18 protein-coding genes are annotated in these 16,181 nt (G+C 62.9%); 7 read left to right on the top strand and 11 right to left on the bottom strand.

From position 1 onward, the window contains the following. Positions 1-294: 294 nt before the first annotated feature. Both SJY08_RS11795 and SJY08_RS11790 read right to left on the bottom strand, forming a co-directional pair. Positions 295-2,106 (bottom strand): methyl-accepting chemotaxis protein, encoded by a 1,812-nt coding sequence (locus SJY08_RS11795; protein ID WP_377275803.1) that lies wholly within the window; start codon positions 2,104-2,106, stop codon positions 295-297. 336 nt (positions 2,107-2,442) lie between these two features. Continuing rightward, on the bottom strand, positions 2,443-2,826 hold the full coding sequence (locus tag SJY08_RS11790; RefSeq protein ID WP_054151096.1) for an MAPEG family protein: 384 nt from the start codon (positions 2,824-2,826) through the stop codon (positions 2,443-2,445). A 200-nt stretch (positions 2,827-3,026) separates the two neighbouring features. Here SJY08_RS11790 and SJY08_RS11785 point away from each other — a divergent pair, with 200 nt between their 5' ends. Further along, positions 3,027-3,686: a hemolysin III family protein gene (locus tag SJY08_RS11785; protein ID WP_054151095.1), complete on the top strand. Its 660-nt coding sequence runs from the start codon at positions 3,027-3,029 to the stop codon at positions 3,684-3,686. 156 nt (positions 3,687-3,842) lie between these two features. Here the strand turns inward: SJY08_RS11785 and SJY08_RS11780 are convergent, their stop codons facing one another. Further along, positions 3,843-4,322, bottom strand: coding sequence for an ABZJ_00895 family protein (locus SJY08_RS11780; protein WP_153761769.1), 480 nt, complete (start codon positions 4,320-4,322; stop codon positions 3,843-3,845). Positions 4,323-4,456: 134 nt separating this feature from the next. Between SJY08_RS11780 and SJY08_RS11775 the strand changes: the two genes are divergently transcribed. Together SJY08_RS11775 and SJY08_RS11770 are read left to right on the top strand one after the other, a co-directional pair. Continuing rightward, the gene (locus tag SJY08_RS11775) at positions 4,457-4,954 is read left to right on the top strand and encodes a GNAT family N-acetyltransferase (RefSeq protein ID WP_377275799.1); all 498 of its coding nucleotides are present in this window, start codon (positions 4,457-4,459) and stop codon (positions 4,952-4,954) included. A gap of 246 nt (positions 4,955-5,200) precedes the next feature. Next, on the top strand, positions 5,201-5,824 hold the full coding sequence (locus SJY08_RS11770; protein WP_377275797.1) for a LysE family translocator: 624 nt from the start codon (positions 5,201-5,203) through the stop codon (positions 5,822-5,824). A gap of 49 nt (positions 5,825-5,873) precedes the next feature. On the opposite strand, the gene SJY08_RS11765 is transcribed toward SJY08_RS11770, so the two are convergent. From SJY08_RS11765 to SJY08_RS11755, 3 genes are all read right to left on the bottom strand, one after another. Next, the gene (locus tag SJY08_RS11765) at positions 5,874-6,548 is read right to left on the bottom strand and encodes a type 1 glutamine amidotransferase domain-containing protein (RefSeq protein WP_377275795.1); all 675 of its coding nucleotides are present in this window, start codon (positions 6,546-6,548) and stop codon (positions 5,874-5,876) included. Between the two features lie 121 nt (positions 6,549-6,669). After that, positions 6,670-7,707 carry an NADP-dependent oxidoreductase gene (locus tag SJY08_RS11760; RefSeq protein WP_377275793.1) on the bottom strand — a complete coding sequence of 346 codons (1,038 nt, stop codon included), beginning with the start codon at positions 7,705-7,707 and terminating at the stop codon, positions 6,670-6,672. A 493-nt stretch (positions 7,708-8,200) separates the two neighbouring features. Beyond that, the gene (locus SJY08_RS11755; RefSeq protein ID WP_377275791.1) at positions 8,201-8,947 is read right to left on the bottom strand and encodes a hypothetical protein; all 747 of its coding nucleotides are present in this window, start codon (positions 8,945-8,947) and stop codon (positions 8,201-8,203) included. 172 nt (positions 8,948-9,119) lie between these two features. Here SJY08_RS11755 and SJY08_RS11750 point away from each other — a divergent pair, with 172 nt between their 5' ends. The 3 genes from SJY08_RS11750 to SJY08_RS11740 are packed head-to-tail and all read left to right on the top strand — an operon-like array spanning position 9,120 to position 10,964. Next, positions 9,120-10,259, top strand: a complete 1,140-nt coding sequence (locus SJY08_RS11750) for an AraC family transcriptional regulator (protein WP_300889604.1) — start codon at positions 9,120-9,122, stop codon at positions 10,257-10,259. A 37-nt stretch (positions 10,260-10,296) separates the two neighbouring features. Further along, positions 10,297-10,539: a type II toxin-antitoxin system VapB family antitoxin gene (locus SJY08_RS11745; protein ID WP_054151088.1), complete on the top strand. Its 243-nt coding sequence runs from the start codon at positions 10,297-10,299 to the stop codon at positions 10,537-10,539. Continuing rightward, positions 10,539-10,964, top strand: a complete 426-nt coding sequence (locus SJY08_RS11740; RefSeq protein WP_377275788.1) for a type II toxin-antitoxin system VapC family toxin — start codon at positions 10,539-10,541, stop codon at positions 10,962-10,964. Before SJY08_RS11745 ends, SJY08_RS11740 begins: the two co-directional genes overlap by 1 nt. Positions 10,965-11,212: 248 nt before the next feature. Here SJY08_RS11740 and recQ read toward each other — a convergent pair whose 3' ends face one another. Together recQ and SJY08_RS11730 are read right to left on the bottom strand one after the other, a co-directional pair. Then, complete coding sequence (recQ, locus tag SJY08_RS11735; RefSeq protein WP_377275786.1) at positions 11,213-13,069, bottom strand: DNA helicase RecQ; 1,857 nt, start codon at positions 13,067-13,069, stop codon at positions 11,213-11,215. Positions 13,070-13,164: 95 nt separating this feature from the next. Beyond that, positions 13,165-13,890 carry a TylF/MycF/NovP-related O-methyltransferase gene (locus tag SJY08_RS11730; RefSeq protein WP_197278009.1) on the bottom strand — a complete coding sequence of 242 codons (726 nt, stop codon included), beginning with the start codon at positions 13,888-13,890 and terminating at the stop codon, positions 13,165-13,167. Positions 13,891-14,120: 230 nt separating this feature from the next. On the opposite strand from SJY08_RS11730, the gene SJY08_RS11725 reads away from it, so the two are divergent. Continuing rightward, positions 14,121-14,693 carry a nucleoside 2-deoxyribosyltransferase gene (locus SJY08_RS11725; RefSeq protein ID WP_377275783.1) on the top strand — a complete coding sequence of 191 codons (573 nt, stop codon included), beginning with the start codon at positions 14,121-14,123 and terminating at the stop codon, positions 14,691-14,693. A gap of 67 nt (positions 14,694-14,760) precedes the next feature. On the opposite strand, the gene SJY08_RS11720 is transcribed toward SJY08_RS11725, so the two are convergent. From SJY08_RS11720 to msrB, 3 genes are all read right to left on the bottom strand, one after another. Next, on the bottom strand, positions 14,761-15,156 hold the full coding sequence (locus SJY08_RS11720) for a hypothetical protein (RefSeq protein ID WP_054149853.1): 396 nt from the start codon (positions 15,154-15,156) through the stop codon (positions 14,761-14,763). Between the two features lie 146 nt (positions 15,157-15,302). After that, positions 15,303-15,452, bottom strand: a complete 150-nt coding sequence (locus tag SJY08_RS11715) for a hypothetical protein (protein ID WP_377275781.1) — start codon at positions 15,450-15,452, stop codon at positions 15,303-15,305. Positions 15,453-15,557: 105 nt separating this feature from the next. Beyond that, a complete protein-coding gene (msrB, locus tag SJY08_RS11710; RefSeq protein WP_054149851.1) occupies positions 15,558-15,971 on the bottom strand; it encodes a peptide-methionine (R)-S-oxide reductase MsrB in 414 nt (137 codons plus the stop codon). Positions 15,972-16,181: the final 210 nt, after the last annotated feature.

Raw genomic sequence — 16,181 nt, 5'->3', positions numbered from 1 at the left:
TGTTCTGGTCGGCAGACCGTGCGGAAGCACAGAAGGCCGGTCCGCTTCGTGGAAAAGCCGCAGGAGCGCCGAACAACGAACTGGACGGCGCGGAGCCGTCTGGACAGTTGTCAGTCTCCAATGTCGGCTTCGGGGCAAATGCGGACGATGACTTCCCTTACCCCTTGGACAAAGAGAAACCGTCGGCCTTTGCTGCATTCGGATCTCCGCCACTCTCCGTCGCGCGCCCGGGCGCCCCTTTGGACGTAGGGTCGTAGCTTGCAAGGCAGGCACTAACCACCTGTCCCCGACGCCTCACGCCGCCCGACGCATGCCCGGCTCACCCGGACGGCTTTGCCCGCCGATCTCGAAGCGCGCGATGAGCTGGAACAGCGCCTCCGCCTCCTTGGCCAGCGAGTGGCTGGCCGCAGTCGATTCCTCGACCATGGCGGCATTCTGCTGCGTACCCTGATCCATGACGGCGACGGCGGTGTTGATCTCCTTGAGGCCTGTCGCCTGGTCGCCGGAGGCTTCGACGATCGCATTCACGTTGATGCTGACCGCCTGAACCTGGGCGACGATTTCATCCAGCGCCTTGCCGGTCGCCACCACGAGCTCGACGCCGTTTTTCACCTGGTCGCCCGACTTGCCGATCAGTGAGCGGATTTCCTTTGCAGCACTCGCCGAACGCTGGGCAAGTTCGCGCACTTCCTGCGCCACGACGGCAAAGCCCTTGCCGGCCTCGCCGGCACGAGCGGCTTCGACGCCTGCATTCAGGGCAAGCAGATTGGTCTGGAAGGCGATCTCGTCGATCACGGTAATGATCGTGGTGATTTCCTTCGACGAGCCTTCGATCTCCTGCATGGCGGAAACCGCCCGCTGGACGATCGATCCGGACCGTTCCGCCGCGCTGCGTGTCTCGGTCACCTGCCGCCCGGCCTCTCGGGCCCGATGGCTGGTTTCGCCGATGGTGGTGGTGATCTGCTCGAGCGCTGCGGCTGTCTCCTCGACGGAAGCCGCCTGGCGTTCGGTGCGCTTCGACAGGTCGTCGGCGGCGGCATGGATCTGGCCAGATCCGGCGGCGATCACCTGCGCGTTCTGGCCGACACGGCGCATCGCATCCTCGAGCTTCGCCACCGCATCGTTGAAATTCACCCGGATCGCATCCAGCCGCTCGGCAAAGGCGTCCGTAATCCGACAGGTGAGCTTGCCATCCGCCAATTGTCCAAGCGCATGACCGATCCGTTCGACGGCAAAGTGCACTTCCGCTGCGTCCACAGCCTGCTGGCGCTCATGCGCGAGGCGCTCCGCTTCCGCCGCCTGACGATTGTCGTCGGCCTCTTTCTCCAGCCGCACCCGCTCGCGGGCATTGTCGCGGAACACGACGACCGTCGAGGCCATCACGCCGATCTCGTCGCGCCGGCCCTCGCCATAGATGGCGACATCAAGATCGCCATGCGCCAGACGGTCCATCGCCTTGGTGATCGAACTGACAGGCCGGATGACGCCGACCGTGACGGTCCAGATCGAGAAGGCGGCAATGCCGGCCGCCACCACTGACAGCACCACCATCAGCGTCGTCAGCATGGACTTCAATGCGTTGCCGGCCGCCAGATTCTCCTTCGCCACCCGGATCTGCAACTCGATCAGCCGGGAAATCTCAGTGCCGAGCGGATCGATGGTCGGATAGAGCTGCTTGTCGGCGAAGCTGGCCAGTCCCTGCATGTCCTTGGCCACAAGCAGCGCCTGCAACTCCTTCACACCGGCATCAGCCTCCTGCCGGACCTTGAGAAACTCGTCGGCAATGGCCTTCTCCTCTGGCGTCAGGTAGGTGGCGACATATTCCGCCCATTTGCTTTCGATCTTGCCCATCGCGGCATCGACGCTTTGCTGCCCCTGTTCGACGCTGAAGGCGCCAGACCGCACCTTGTGTACGGCGTCGACGATCTCCACCGCATAGGCATCAGCAATCACCTTGAGCTGCTCCATCGGAATGACGCGATCAGCCACAATCGAATTCGATAATTTCGATTGCTCGTTCATGGTGAAGAAGGAGAACGCCGAGATCACGGCAATGACGATTGTCAAAACGGAGATGCAGGACAAGAGCTTCAGTCGAATGGTCATGATCTTCCTCGAAACGCCTGGATTGTGAAACGCAAGCGAAGGCAATCATCGGGAAAATGGTGAATACGATCCTTGCAGTCGGCGACTGCCTGGGAATTATCCAGCCTGCTTGTCCCGACCTCCTCCATCTGGCCGTGTTTCGAGAGGCTAAAGGTTGATCGTTTATCAATTGCAAAAGATCTGCTAATAAACGTCATAATTGCTTAAATTTCGCCTTCATAATAAGCAAATGAACAAAAGCAGTGCATTTTCAGTGAAATCGGGCCGTAGGGCAGGCGGCTGCCTGCAATTCGGGCACGAAGCCGGAAGTTGTGTCGGCAAAAAGGCCCTCGGGCCTCACGCTCCGCCCAGCAGCGCGCCTACCGTGCCGCCGACCAGCAGCACGATGCCAATCAGGAAGGTCAGCGCCGCCCCCGGTCCGCGCGTCTTCGCATCGGCATAGTATTCCGCAGCATAGAGCACCCGCGCCGCCGTCCAGGAAAGGCCGAGCAGCCCGGCCAGCATGTCGGAGACGTAAAAACCGAAGATCCACAAGGACGGCAGGAAGAGCACCATTTGCTCCACCGTGTTCTGCTGCACCCGGAAGATCCGCTCGAAATCGGCATTGCCGGTCGTCTTCGGCGCCTCGACGCGGAACTTCTTGCGCGCCTGGCCGACCTTGAGCAGGAACCAGCAATAGGTGAGGAGGGCGGCAAACGTCGCGAGAATGGTGAAACGCATTGTCTATCCGAAGCGTGAAAAGGCATTGGTAATCATTGATTGGTAGGCGGCGAGGGCTGAGAAGGCAAGCAAGCAAGATTACCGGATCGACATGTTCGTGATGGTGCTTCGGCTTGTCGGTTGCAGGCTTTTCCGCCATCATTGCCGCAATGCTTCGACTGCCCGCCGATCCGTCCCCTGCCGAGAAACGAAGAGCCCCGATGACCACCGATCCTTTCAAGTTTGGCCGCGCCTACGACCTGCACGAGCTGGTCGCCGACGGGATCATCCATGGCATCGGCGTGGTCTTTGCGCTGGTCGGCGCCACCGCGCTGATCTTCTACGCCACCGTCTACTCGGACTACGCCAACATCGCCGCCAGCTGGATCTATGGCCTCGGCCTGATCATCTCGCTCGGCGTCTCCTTCACCTACAACATGTGGCCGCATTCGCGGGTGAAGTGGATCCTGCGCCGCTTCGATCACTCCGCGATCTTCATCCTGATCGCCTCGACCTACACGCCCTTCCTTATCCAGGGTGCCGATCGTCCCCTGATCCTCGCGCTGCTGATTGGCATCTGGATCACGGCGTTTACCGGCATCTGGCTGAAGTTCCGCTTTCCCGGGCGCTATGATCGTCTCGCCATCCTGCTCTATCTCGGCATGGGCTGGAGCGGGGCGTTGGCCATGGGCCCGATCTCCGAGATCATCCCGGGCGTGACCCTGACACTGATCATCGTCGGCGGCTGCATCTATTCCGCCGGCGTCGTCTTCCATGTCTGGGAACGCCTGCGCTTCCAGAACGCCATCTGGCACGCCTTCGTGGTGACGGCCGCCATCGTCCACTATTCGGCGGTGTTCACGGCCATCAGCCTGGGCTGAGGGGCCTCAACCTTTCCCCGATCGTCATCCTCGGGCTTGTCCCGAGGATCTACTGAGGTCTGCTTCGGCCTCAACGCCTCCGCTCCTGTCCCACACAATCCACCGGCAGCAGATGCTCGGCGCAAGGCCGAGCATGACGCCGAGAGGTGGGTTGCCTCAGATCCCCGTCATCTTCGCCTGCTTTTCGATCTGCTTGGCCACCTGGCCGGCACCGATGCGAAAGCCCGCAAGCGTCATCGGAAAACTGAGCGCCAGCGACACCGCCGCCAACACCAGCGTCGCCATGACCGGCGTCATGCCCATCTGCGCGGCGAGGAGCTGCAATTCCGCGCCGCTGATCCCGTTCACCCAGACGATCGCGAGAAGGATCAAGGAGCCGATGAGCACAGCGACGACGGCAAGCAGGGCCGAAAGCTTGAGGCTCAATCCCCAGCTCGGCCGGCCTTTCAGCCGCTGGGCCACGAACGTACCCGCAGACGAGCCGGCCGCCATCAGCACGGCCACATTGCCCGCCGAAGACAGGCTGTCGCCCCAGCCGAAATTGTCGAGGACCAGCACGAGGAGATAGATGAACAGCTGTGCCGCGACAAAGACGAGCACATAGCGGGTGAGGAGGCCGGGAAGCATGGAGGTCATGAAAACTCTTTTCCGTCTGTGATGGTCTTGCCTTTGCACCCTTGTTGCCCGATGTGTCGATGCGGCGAAGTATCGCCCGTCACATCTCGTTCCCGCAGGGCGGTTTTTCCGCCACAAATTGCAAAAGCCGCATCATGCCCCTCATTCTCCGCGACGCAACGCCAGCTGATCTTCCCGCCATCCTCGCCATCTACAATCACGCCGTCGCCGAGACCACCGCGATCTGGAACGAGACGCTTGTTGATCTCGACAACCGCCGCGCCTGGTTCGATCTCCGCCAGACAAGAGGCTTCCCGATCCTGGTTGCCGATATCGACGGAACGATCGCCGGTTACGCCTCCTATGGCGACTGGCGGCCCTTCGATGGCTTCCGCGCCTCGGTCGAACATTCCGTCTATGTCGAGAAGGATCACTACGGCCAGGGGCTCGGCAAGACGCTGATGACGGCGCTGATCGAGCGCGCGAAGACAGGTGGCATCCATGTCATGGTCGCCGCCATCGAAGCCGGCAACAAGGGCTCGATCGCCCTGCACACCTCGCTCGGCTTCCGCCTCGTCGGCACCCACCACGAGGTCGGCCAGAAATTCGGCCGCTGGCTGGACCTGACGATGATGGAACTGAAGCTGGGCTGATCCTCTCACCTCCCCTTGAGGGGGGAGGTCGCCGCAAAGCAGCGGGTGGGGGCGACCGGCGGCCACGCGTTCAACGGTGTTGGCGAACGCTGGCGTCTCTCACCTCACGCCGGAGCTGTGCTCCACCCCTCCCCCTCAAGGGGACAGTGGATGCCCGCCCGTTCCTTCGCATCAGAAAAACAGGCCGAGCCGCTTTACAACGGGTCGGCCATCAGGATTTATCCTGTTTTTTGGCAGGAGATCTTCATGACATTCGAAACCTGGCTTGCCTTCGCCGCCGCCTCTGCGGTCCTCTTGATCATTCCCGGACCGACCATTCTGCTGGTCGTCTCCTATGCGCTGGGCCAGGGCTGGCGCAGCGCGCTGCCCGTGTCGATCGGCGTGGCACTCGGCGATTTTACCGCCATGACGCTGTCGATGCTGGGCGTCGGTGCGATCCTCGCGGCCTCTGCCACTGTTTTCACCGCGCTGAAATGGGTAGGCGCCGCTTACCTGATCTATCTCGGCATCAAGCTGTTTCGTGCCGGCGGCTCGCTGGATGTCGAGCCGAAGACCGACGCGGCAAGCACGATGAAGATGGTCGCCCATGCCTGGCTGGTCACGGCGCTGAACCCGAAGAGCATCACCTTCTTCGTCGCCTTCCTGCCGCAGTTTCTCGACAAGCACGGCGACTTCTTCACTCAGATGCTGATCTTCGAAACGACCTTCCTGCTTCTGGCTTTCCTCAATGCCGCCGGCTATGCCCTCATCGCCTCGCGCGCCCGCAATCTGGTGAAGAATCCGCGCGCAATTGGCGTCTTTAACAAGACCGGCGGTACGCTTCTGATCGGCGCCGGTGTCGCTACCGCAACGCTGCGATCGGCCCCCTGAACGGCAAAGCGGGCAGATCCTACAAGATCCGCCCGCAGCCTCTTATAGATCAAAGCAACGCGAGCAAAGCCTTCGCCGCCTCTTCCGACGAAGCCGGGTTCTGGCCTGTCACAAGCTTGCCGTCGGTCACCACATACACGCCCCAGTCGGCGCCCTTTTCATAATGCCCGCCGCGCTCCTGCAGCATGTCCTCGACGAGGAAAGGCACGACCTCCGTCAGGCCAACGGCCTCTTCTTCCGAATTGGTGAAGCCCGTGACCTTGCGGCCCTTGACCAGCGGCTGGCCGTCCTTGCCCCTGACGTGGCGCAGCACGCCCGGCGCATGGCAGACAGCACCGATCGGCAGATCTTTGGCGGCGAAAGCCTCGATCAGTGCGATGCTGTCCCGGTCTTCGGCCAGATCCCAGAGCGGGCCGTGGCCACCCGGATAAAAGACCGCGTCGAAATCAGCCGGGTCGATGTGGGACAGCGGCGTGGTCGAGGCCAGCAGCTGCTGCGCCGTCTGGTCCGCCTTGAACCGATCGGTCGCTTCGGTCTGTGCATCCGGCTCGTCGCTCTTCGGATCGAGAGGCGGCTGGCCGCCCTTCGGCGAGGCGAGCGTGATGTCCGCACCGGCATCCTTCATCACGTAATAGGGGGCGGCGAATTCTTCGAGCCAGAAGCCGGTCTTCTTGCCGGTGTCGCCGAGCTGGTCATGCGAGGTGAGAACCATGAGGATTTTCATTGTGGCTTGTCCTTTGTGTTGATCTGTCTTGGGAAGTCGTATGTCAGGAGATTGATGCGGCCCTCACCCTGAGGCGCCCTCGCAAAAGCGAGGGCCTCGAAGGATCGAACCACCCGCGGGGTCAATCATCCGGCCCGACGCGGATCACCCGCTTGCCGAAGGCCTCGCCACGAAGCAGGCCGGCAAAGGCGCTTGGTGCCTGTTCCAGCCCGTCGATCATCTCTTCGCGGTATTTGATTTTGCCGGCCTCGACCCAGCCGGCCATCTCCTTCGAAAATTCCGGATAAAGATGGCCGAAGTCGTCGAAGACGATGAAGCCGCGAACGGTGACGCGCTTCTTCAGGAAGAGCCCCATCAGCCAGCCCAACCGGTCCGGCCCCTCGGGAAGCGAGGTCGCATTATACTGGGCGATCAGTCCGCAAAGCGGGATGCGCGCAGCCGTGTTGAGAAGCGGTGCGACCGCATCGAACACCTGGCCGCCGACATTCTCGAAATAGATGTCGATGCCGTCGGGCACTGCCTGCTTCAATGCTTCTGCAAAGCCGTCCGCCTTGTAGTCGACACAGGCATCGAAGCCCATCGTGTCGGTGGCATGGGCGCATTTGTCCCGTCCACCGGCGATGCCGACGACCTTCAGCCCGAGGATCTTGCCGATCTGCCCGACAGTCGAGCCGACGGGACCGGTCGCACCTGCTACCACCAGCGTTTCGCCGGCCTTCGGCTTGCCGATTTCCTTGAGGCCCGACCAGGCGGTAAAGCCCGGCATGCCGGTCACCCCAAGCGCCCACGAGGGATGGCTGGGATGGGCGCCGAGCGGCGTCACGCCCCGGCCGTCGGAAAGCGCATAGTCCTGCCAGCCGGTGAAGCCGACGACCCAGTCACCCTCCTGGAAGCCATCGAGCTTCGAGGTCACCACGCGCGACACGTTACCACCGACCATGGTCTGGCCGATCTCGACCGGCGCCGCATAGGAGGGAGCATCACTCATCCGCCCGCGCATGTAAGGGTCGAGCGAAAGAAAGACGGTGCGCAGCAGCATCTGGCCGTCTGCCGGTTCGGGAATGTCGAGGGTCTCAAGCCGCAGCGTCTGATCGTTGGGTTCGCCCTTGGGGCGCTCTGCCAGAACGAAGCGGCGGTTGGTCGTGATCGATTGCGGCATGGAAATTCTCCTGTCTTGCAAGGCCCGTCCGTCTCGGCCGGGCCATGAGCACGATGTCCGTTCGATCATCGATCGCGCCTCAGCGCTCATCGAAGACGACGGCCATGAGCCATGACAACGGCACCCGAATGGCGTTGTTCCATGACATCCTGTCGCGGCTGTGACGGCAGGCAGGGCTAGCGCTCTCCACCTCCCCCTTGAGGGGGGGAGGTCGCCGCGAAAGCGGCGGGTGGGGGTGAAACGTCCGGCGGCTACAATGCACTGGGCAGAGCCGGTGCTTTGCCCATTCACCCCACCCCGGAGCTCCGCTCCGACCCTCCCCCTCAAAGGGAGGGTGGTGAAGCCGCTGACGCCGTTCTCCCTCTTCTCCCCAACGGGGGAGAAGGTGGCGCGCAAGCGCCGGATGAGGGCGCGCGGAGCGCAAGGAAGGCAATCACGGGTCCGCCCACCCCCTCAGCCTGCCTCCGCTCCGAGCACGGCGGTGCCCGCCGCCTCACTCGATCCGCACCCGCGCCATCTCGCCGCGAATGCGGATCTCGGGCTTGGCACCGGGCGTGTTCGGCAAGGCGCTGTCGACGAAGGAGGCGACGGCCTCGACGCCATAGGAGATCGGCGTCGGCACGAGGAACTTCACCGTGGCATCCAGCATCTGGCCTGAAATGCGGATCTCCTCGGTGTTCATCACCCGCTCGAAAGCGAGCCGTGCACGCAAGGCCGCGCCCGAGACGGCGACGGAAGCCGCATGGCCGGTCAGGGCAAAGTCGCCGGCATCGCTGTCGACGGTGATGGCACCGAAGTCTCCGTCAAGCCGCATGCGCGCGGCATCCTGGCGGATCGAGATCCGGGTCTGCGGCGGCAGGGTGGCCGTCAGAGACAGCGTGCAGTCGTCCCAATCGTTCCAGCCGAAGAAGCCGCCCCGATCGCCCATGTCGACATGAAGCGTATCGCCGTCCCGACGCATCTGAGCCTCACCCATGCAATCGCCGGCAAACCAGCCGGAACGCCAGATCGCGCCCCAGCCATGCCGCGTGCCTGAGAGAACAGCCTCCCGCGCGCCGTCGCCCCCGGTGGAAATGGAGATGTCGCTCGCAGCCCCGGTCACCGAAAGCTGGGTCACGCCGGTGAGATCGATCGGACCTGACAGCGCGTCGCTTGCCCGGATCATCTGCACGCTGCCGTCGATGATGGCGAGGCCGATGATCCCGCCGAGGATGGAAAGAAGGATGGTTCGTTTGCGCATGAGGATACTCCTTGGTTTGGCACGTCCGTTGTCGGCCGGCCGGTTTCGATGCCCTCATTTCCGTCGATAAACCTGGCATCCGCGACCTCGATCGCGATCCGGGTCGACCGGGATCGCGCTTTCGGTCATGGTCGCACCACGCTCACTTGGCCTCCATGATCGAAACATCCGCATGCTGCTCGTCCCGCTCTCCTTTCTCGTCGCCCTGTTCCTTGCCGTCTTCCTCGTCCGCCTTCTTGGCGAAGGCCGCGAAAGCTGGCATCGCAACAGCCTCTTCCTTGCGCTGCTGGCGCTGTACGTCGTGCAGAGCCTGCTGGTCGGGTTGCGCTGGGGCTATGGTGTGATGGCCGTGCTGCCGGCCTTGCCGGTGATGGCGAGCCTCGTGCCGGCGCTCTCCTTCCTCGCCTTCCGCGATCTCACCCGAGAAGAACCTGGGCTCTCGGTCCGCGACTGGCCCCATCTTCTCCCGACAGCCGCGACGCTGCTGCTGCTTCTGATTGGCCGGGCGCCGGTCGATCTCGTCATCATCGCCAACTTCCTCGGTTATGGTCTGGGGCTGCTCTGGCTCGCCCGCCTTGGTCCCGATGGGCTGATCGCCGCCCGCCTCGATGGCTCGCTGCGCTCCTTCCGCGCCCTGATGCTGACCGGCATTGCTCTCATTGCCTCGGCGCTGACGGATGTCGCGATCAGCCTCGACATGCTCTGGTCCGGCGGTCGCTATTCGCCCATGGTCGTCTCGGCCGCCACCACGCTGATCCTGCTGCTCCTCGGCATCAGCGCCGTCACCGCCGGCCAGGAAGAGGCGGGCGAGGGGGCTGATGCGACAGTCGATCGGGCGAGCGCTCTTGAGCCTCGCGCCATGTCCGACCGCGACCGGCCGTCAGCCGTGCCCATGGATGCGGCGAACACCTCCGCCTCTGTCCCTGCTTCTTCCACACCGACGAGGACCGCCACCGAAGATCACCGCCAGATCGCAACCGCGCTTGATGACCTGATGCGGGAGAAACGCCTCTGGGCGGACCCGGATCTCAACCTTGCCCGTCTTGCACGCCGCCTCGGCCTGCCTGCCCGCGCCGTCTCGGAAGCGGTCAACCGCGTCCACGGCATCAGCGTCTCGCACTACGTCAACAACCACCGCATCACAGAGGCCTGCCGCCTGCTTAGCGACACCGACATGCCCGTCACCCGCATCCTCTTCGAGGCGGGCTTCATGACCAAATCCAACTTCAACCGGGAATTCCTGCGCGTGACAGGCGAAAGCCCGAGCGACTGGCGACGCGCACAAAACCTTGGACTGGCAAAGACCTGCTAGCGAGGATATATTCAAATCCTCAAGAGGATATGCTGGCATGCCACTTTACATCAGGGATCCCGAGGTGGACCAACTCACCAACGAACTGATCGGCCTCACCCGGACGACCAAGGTGGAGGCGGTGAGGGATGCGCTGAAGGACGCCATTGCAAGCCGCAAGGCGAAGCTATCGGTTCGCAATCGCCTTGCCACCACGCTTGCCATGGCCGACGCAGCCGGCCCCTTCCATCCTGGTGATCACAAGCGGGAATCCGACGAGATGTGGGGCGAGGACGACTGATGATCTTCATCGACGCCTCCGTTGCCGTCGCGATCATCGCCCGGGAGGATGATGCCGATGCGCTCATTGATCGATTGGAGAAAGAAGGCGGGCCGTTTTACGTTTCCGCAGTCATGAAACTCGAAACGAGCATTTCTGTCGCGCGCCGACTGGCGGGTCCGGGCAATCCCGCGACCGCCGACATGGTCGCCACGGCCAGGCGTCTCGTCGACCAGTTCATTACCGATCTGGAGGCCCGTGATGTTAACATTGCGGACGACGTTGCCAATAAAGCTCTGGATGCCGCCCAGCGGTTCGGCAAGATCGTCAACCATGCAGCCCGCCTCAACATGGGCGATTGTTTCGCTCATGCCTGCGCGACAGCAAGCCAGACGAGGGTCGCCTACAAGGGTGACGATTTCGTCCACACCGATATCGGCTGGTGATCACCCAACTTTCCCCTTGAGGGCACGCGGTGTCGCGAGCGGTGCTCTCCCTCTTCTCCCCAGCGGGGAGAAGGTGGCGCGAAAGCGCCGGATGAGGGGGGGCGCATTGCGCAACGCCATGTGGAAAACGCTTTGCCGGTCCGCCCCCTCACCCTGCCTTCGCTACGCTCGGCTTCCCTCTCCCCGAGGGGAGAGGAGGGGGTACTCCATCGTCGCGGTCAATTCCCCTCAAGGGGAGACTGACGTACTCACCGCGAATAGGCCGTGATCACCTCAAGAAACGCATCGCCGTAACGTTCCAGCTTCGATTGCCCGATGCCGGAAATCGAGAGCATCTCATCCTCGTCCATCGGCCGTTCGGTCGCGAGTGCAACCAGCGTCGTGTCGGGGAAGATGACGTAAGGCGGCACGCCTTGTTCTTTTGCAAGCTCCATGCGCTTGGCGCGCAGGGCCTCGAACAGTTCCTGATCCGCCTGGTCGAGCCCCGCCTTGGCCTGCGCCGTGCGCGAGGACTGGCCACGCGCTGCCTTGCCCGTGGTCGGCCGGTCCTTGCGGAAGCGCACATCGACCTCGCGCTTGAAGACCGCGCGTGCGCTTTCCTCCAGCGTCAGTGCACCAAAGGCCGTGTGATCGACGCGAATGTATCCGGCGGCAAGCAGCTGGCGATAGACCGATTGCCAGGTCTTTGCGGATAGATCCTTGCCCGCGCCGAAGACCGGCATGTCCGTATGACCGAAGCGCATCGTCTTGTCGTTTTCGTTGCCCATCAGCACGTCGATCAGATGCCCGGTGCCGAAGCGCTCACCGGTGCGGTAGATGGCGGCCAGCGCCTTGATTGCCGCCTCGGAGCCGTCCCAGGTCTCGACAGGTTTCAGGCAGGTATCGCAATTGCCGCAGCCGCCGGCGTGGCTCTCGCCGAAATGCTTGAGGATCGCCTGGCGCCGGCAGCCGGGCGTTTCGCAGATGGCCAAGAGCGCATTGAGCTTGGCCCGTTCCACCCGCTTGATGTCGTCGGCCGCCCCGCCCTCGTCGATCATCCGCCCGCGCTGGATGACATCGGCCATGCCATAGGCCATCCACACCTCGGACGGCAGACCGTCACGCCCCGCGCGCCCCGTCTCCTGATAATAGGCCTCGACCGAACCCGGCAGATCCAGATGCGCGACGTAACGCACATTCGGCTTGTCGATGCCCATCCCAAACGCAACCGTGGCCACCAGGCAGAGGTCTTCCTCTTTCAGGAAGGCATCCTGATTGGCGTCCCGGATCGCCCGGTCCATGCCGGCGTGATAGGGAAGTGCCCGGATCCCCTGGTCGTCGAGCCAGCTGGCAGTTTCTTCGACCTTGGCGCGGGAGAGGCAATAGACGATGCCGCTCGATCCCTTGTGGCGCGAGAGAAACCGGAGCAGCTGCTGGCGCGGCTGGTCACGCTCGACGATCTCATAGGCGATGTTCGGCCTATCGAAGGAGGTGGTGAAGACTTCTGCCTCTTCCAGCCGCAGCCGGGCAATGATGTCTTCCCGCGTATGCGGATCGGCGGTGGCGGTCAGCGCCAGTCGCGGCACGCCTGGAAAAAGATCGGCAAGCTTGCCGAGTTCGCGATATTCAGGCCGGAAATCATGCCCCCATTGCGAAACGCAATGGGCCTCGTCGATGGCAAAGAGCGCGATTTCCACGCCTTGCATCATCTCGATGAAGCCTGGGGTCGCGGTCCGCTCCGGCGTCACATAGAGAAAGTCGAGCTCGCCGCGATCGAGCGCCCGGCGGATCTCGATATACTCCTCGCGGCTCAGCGTCGAGTTGAGAGCCGCCGCCTTGACGCCGAGGCCTTTCAAGGCCTCCACCTGATCGCGCATCAGGGCAATCAGCGGCGAAACGACAACGCCGACGCCCGGCCGGCAGAGTGCGGGCACCTGGAAACAGAGCGATTTGCCAGCCCCCGTCGGAAACAGCACCACGGCATCGCCGCCGGACACCACCTGGCTGACCACTTCGGCCTGGCGCCCGCGAAAGGCGGAATAGCCATAGACGCGCTTCAGAACGGAAAGCGGGCCTTCCTCTGCCTGGGCGGAAAAGAGCGGATCGGTAAGGGAGTGAGTCGGCATGATCAGAGGGTTTAGCCGAGAGGGCAGGGGATGGCCACAGCAAAGCAGAAGGGCGCCCAGAAGGCGCCCTTACAATGAACGTGGTGAAACGCCGTTTAAACCCAGCGGTTGAAGCAGCCGTTGACCCGCACAGCCACCTGCTGGTGGTTTAGGTTCAGTGCGATGTATTCGTATTGCAGACCGGTGCTCACCGCGAATTCCTGGAACGCCTTGAATTCATGCAGCTCCCAGCCGGGATAGTTGAAGTACTCGTCGAACAGGATGATCGTGCCGGGCACGATGCGCTCGCGCAGCTGCGTGAAGACGGTCTGCGTCGACGAATAGAGATCGCAGTCGACATGCAGGAAGGAGAGCGGCCCCGGATGCGAGTCGAGGAAGGTCGGCAGCGTGCGGTCGAACCAGCCGATGACGAGCTCGACATTCGGCTCCACTGCCGGCAGGTCGGTGCGGGCAAACGCGCCCTTTTCATAACCCTCACGCCAGCCCTCCGGCAGCCCTTCGAAGCTGTCGAAGCCGTAAACGGTACCCGGCCGCTGCAGGGCGGTCTGGTTGATGGACCTTCCCGAGAAGACGCCGAATTCGAGACAGAGCCCCGGAACGGTGGCACAGGACAGCGCATAATCCAGCACCTCGGTCGGCGTGTTCAGGCGCTTGGCACCGGTCATCCGCGTGAACAGATACTGCGAAGAGGAAATTGCGGCGGTGAGGTTCGCGATGGATTCCAGATTGAAAGAGCCGCCCGGCTTCTTGCCGGTCATCTCATTGACGATCATTGCGATATATTGGACGAATTGCGGGCTGCCTATTGTAATCGCTTCCATGGTCGTGAGTGCCCTTTGGCGCCGGAGTTTTAGCTTGATCAGCAGTACCCGCAGTGTCTTGCCCGAGCCTGATCTGCCGCAGGCGGGCGGTCCGCGTCTCAGCCCCGGCCGCGTCGCGCCTCTGCGGATCGTCCAAGCCTGTGCACAGCGCCGAAAGGCCCTTGCCGGACGTGGGCCTCCATGTTCCCTTCGACCCATTTCCGCACCGACCAGAAGATTGCCATTCGCTGATGTCCTCTCCCTTGAAACTCTACCTCGCCGGCCCGGAAGTCTTCCTGCCGGATGCCCGCGCAGTGCTCGATGAAAAGGCCGCGATGACGCGTGCCTATGGCTTCGAGCCGATCTGCCCCGGCGACCTCGCCATCCCGCCGGCCCCGACCAAACGTCAGTTCGGGCTCAATATTTCGGAGATCGACGAGAGCTTCATGAACCGGGCGGATGGCGTGATCGCCAACCTGACCCCCTTTCGCGGCATTGCCGCTGATCCGGGCACGGTCTTCGAACTTGGCTACATGTGTGGCGCCGGCAAGATCGTCGCCTGCTACACCAATGTCGCAGAAACCCATTACCAGCGCACACTCGCCTGGTATGAGGGCAAGCTCAGCCGTGACGCCGAAGGCCGAATGCGCGGGCCGGATGGCCACTCGCTTGAAGACTTCGATATGATCGAGAACCTGATGCTGCATGGCGGCGTTGAGCGCCGCGGCGGCCCGGTGGCCGTGCATGCGGCCGAACCCGAAAAGCTCTTCACCGATCTGACGGCGTTCGAGCAGTGTCTGAAGGCGCTGGCGATAAGGACCTGAAACAGCACTCGGCTACCCTGCCGTCCTGATGCCACCCTCCCCACAGCGGGCAGGGTGGCTGCCCGCGTCAGGCTTTCTTGGCCGCCGGCTTCGCAGTCGGGTCTTCAAACCGGATGCCGCAATTGTTCTTGATCGAGGCAGCCTCGATCGCCTTCATCTCGCCCTTCAACCGCGCGACTTCCGCGGCCGAGGCACCATCGCCCTTGGCGAAGAACAGCGCCGGCCAGAAGAGAACGAGGCCGACCCCGACAGCGACCGCATCATTGTCGGCCTTCTTCTGCTGCGCGCCGCTTGCCGCAATGGCACGGGCCGAAACGGCGGTCGCTTCTTCCCGCAGCCGGTCGCAGGAGAGGCTTTCATAGAGTGTCGGCGAGACATAGGCCGCTTCGATGTCCTGCGGTTTGCTGGCGCAGGATGAAAGCACGGCAGCGAGTCCGAGAACGGTCGCGAGTTTGGTATGCATGATAGACCCCCAGGTTGTTGACCTGGATGGGGTTCCATCATCGCGTTTGCCGGTCAAATGCAAAGATTACAACTTGAGCTTTAAGATGAGGCTTTCCACAGCCAAGAACGGCAGCAATGCGATTCAGGCCGCATGTCGGCCGCCATTCACGGCAAGGCGCAACCGATCACGGGGCAGTGCTTGTGCGGCAGCGATGCCGTCGCCTGAGCTTCGCCTCCGGCGAACCTGACGGCCGTAAAGCCGATGACCAGGGCGACGGCAGCGACGCCGAGAAGGAGGATGATCTTTGTCTTCAAGCAGGTCTCGCTCGGGCTATTTTCTGCCGCTCGAAAGCGGCTCTGCCGGACTGGAAGCCGCCCGGCCGTTCGGCCAGGCGCGTCTTCCGGCGCCGGTCTTGCCCATCACTCGATCGGCGTAAACACCATCGAGTGCCCGTTGATGCAGTAGCGCAAGCCCGTGGGCTTCGGGCCGTCGGGAAAGACGTGTCCCAGATGCCCGCCGCAATTGGCGCAGCGGATTTCCGTGCGCACCATGCCGAAAGCGGTGTCGCGATGCTCGGTCACGGCATCCGCCTTCACCGGCTCGAAATAGCTCGGCCAGCCGCAACCGGCGTCGAACTTGGTGTCGGAGACGAAGAGCGGTTCGTCGCAGGCCGCACAGCGATAAAGGCCCTTGTCGAAATTGTCCCAATAGGGCCCGGTAAAGGCGCGCTCGGTGCCGTGCTCGCGCAGGATCCGGTATTGCTCCGGCGTCAGCTGGTCGCGCCATTCGGCATCCGACTTGACGATCTTCGGGGCAGTTGTGGAAGCGGTCATGATGATCTCCTTGGCCAGGCGCGGGGCAGGGCAAAGCCTCGCGGGTGTTGCATGATAGATAGGGAGCCAGAGGCAAGGCGGCAATTGTCTGTCACTGAGCTTTGGTCGTTCGCACCTCCCGTTTCTTTCACGAGAAACTGAACCCCCTCACCGGGAACTCACAGAATCGTGGGTTGACGCGTCCGTGAAGGGACAAGGTTCCGTTTTCGC

It is taken from the genome of Rhizobium sp. R86522, assembly GCF_042466255.1.
In the GTDB taxonomy this organism is placed as follows: domain Bacteria; phylum Pseudomonadota; class Alphaproteobacteria; order Rhizobiales; family Rhizobiaceae; genus Allorhizobium.
The sequence above is the reverse complement of the archived record's forward strand: the minus strand, read 5'-3'. Positions and strand labels throughout refer to the sequence as shown.

What these genes read in the sequence shown, in the direction of transcription:
- SJY08_RS11795 (WP_377275803.1), bottom strand. Translation starts at nt 2,106, where the DNA reads ATGACCATTCGACTGAAGCTCTTGTCCTGCATCTCCGTTTTGACAATC.
- SJY08_RS11790 (WP_054151096.1), bottom strand. Translation starts at nt 2,826, where the DNA reads ATGCGTTTCACCATTCTCGCGACGTTTGCCGCCCTCCTCACCTATTGC.
- SJY08_RS11785 (WP_054151095.1), top strand. Translation starts at nt 3,027, where the DNA reads ATGACCACCGATCCTTTCAAGTTTGGCCGCGCCTACGACCTGCACGAG.
- SJY08_RS11780 (WP_153761769.1), bottom strand. Translation starts at nt 4,322, where the DNA reads ATGACCTCCATGCTTCCCGGCCTCCTCACCCGCTATGTGCTCGTCTTT.
- SJY08_RS11775 (WP_377275799.1), top strand. Translation starts at nt 4,457, where the DNA reads ATGCCCCTCATTCTCCGCGACGCAACGCCAGCTGATCTTCCCGCCATC.
- SJY08_RS11770 (WP_377275797.1), top strand. Translation starts at nt 5,201, where the DNA reads ATGACATTCGAAACCTGGCTTGCCTTCGCCGCCGCCTCTGCGGTCCTC.
- SJY08_RS11765 (WP_377275795.1), bottom strand. Translation starts at nt 6,548, where the DNA reads ATGAAAATCCTCATGGTTCTCACCTCGCATGACCAGCTCGGCGACACC.
- SJY08_RS11760 (WP_377275793.1), bottom strand. Translation starts at nt 7,707, where the DNA reads ATGCCGCAATCGATCACGACCAACCGCCGCTTCGTTCTGGCAGAGCGC.
- SJY08_RS11755 (WP_377275791.1), bottom strand. Translation starts at nt 8,947, where the DNA reads ATGCGCAAACGAACCATCCTTCTTTCCATCCTCGGCGGGATCATCGGC.
- SJY08_RS11750 (WP_300889604.1), top strand. Translation starts at nt 9,120, where the DNA reads ATGCTGCTCGTCCCGCTCTCCTTTCTCGTCGCCCTGTTCCTTGCCGTC.
- SJY08_RS11745 (WP_054151088.1), top strand. Translation starts at nt 10,297, where the DNA reads ATGCCACTTTACATCAGGGATCCCGAGGTGGACCAACTCACCAACGAA.
- SJY08_RS11740 (WP_377275788.1), top strand. Translation starts at nt 10,539, where the DNA reads ATGATCTTCATCGACGCCTCCGTTGCCGTCGCGATCATCGCCCGGGAG.
- recQ (WP_377275786.1), bottom strand. Translation starts at nt 13,069, where the DNA reads ATGCCGACTCACTCCCTTACCGATCCGCTCTTTTCCGCCCAGGCAGAG.
- SJY08_RS11730 (WP_197278009.1), bottom strand. Translation starts at nt 13,890, where the DNA reads ATGGAAGCGATTACAATAGGCAGCCCGCAATTCGTCCAATATATCGCA.
- SJY08_RS11725 (WP_377275783.1), top strand. Translation starts at nt 14,121, where the DNA reads ATGTCCTCTCCCTTGAAACTCTACCTCGCCGGCCCGGAAGTCTTCCTG.
- SJY08_RS11720 (WP_054149853.1), bottom strand. Translation starts at nt 15,156, where the DNA reads ATGCATACCAAACTCGCGACCGTTCTCGGACTCGCTGCCGTGCTTTCA.
- msrB (WP_054149851.1), bottom strand. Translation starts at nt 15,971, where the DNA reads ATGACCGCTTCCACAACTGCCCCGAAGATCGTCAAGTCGGATGCCGAA.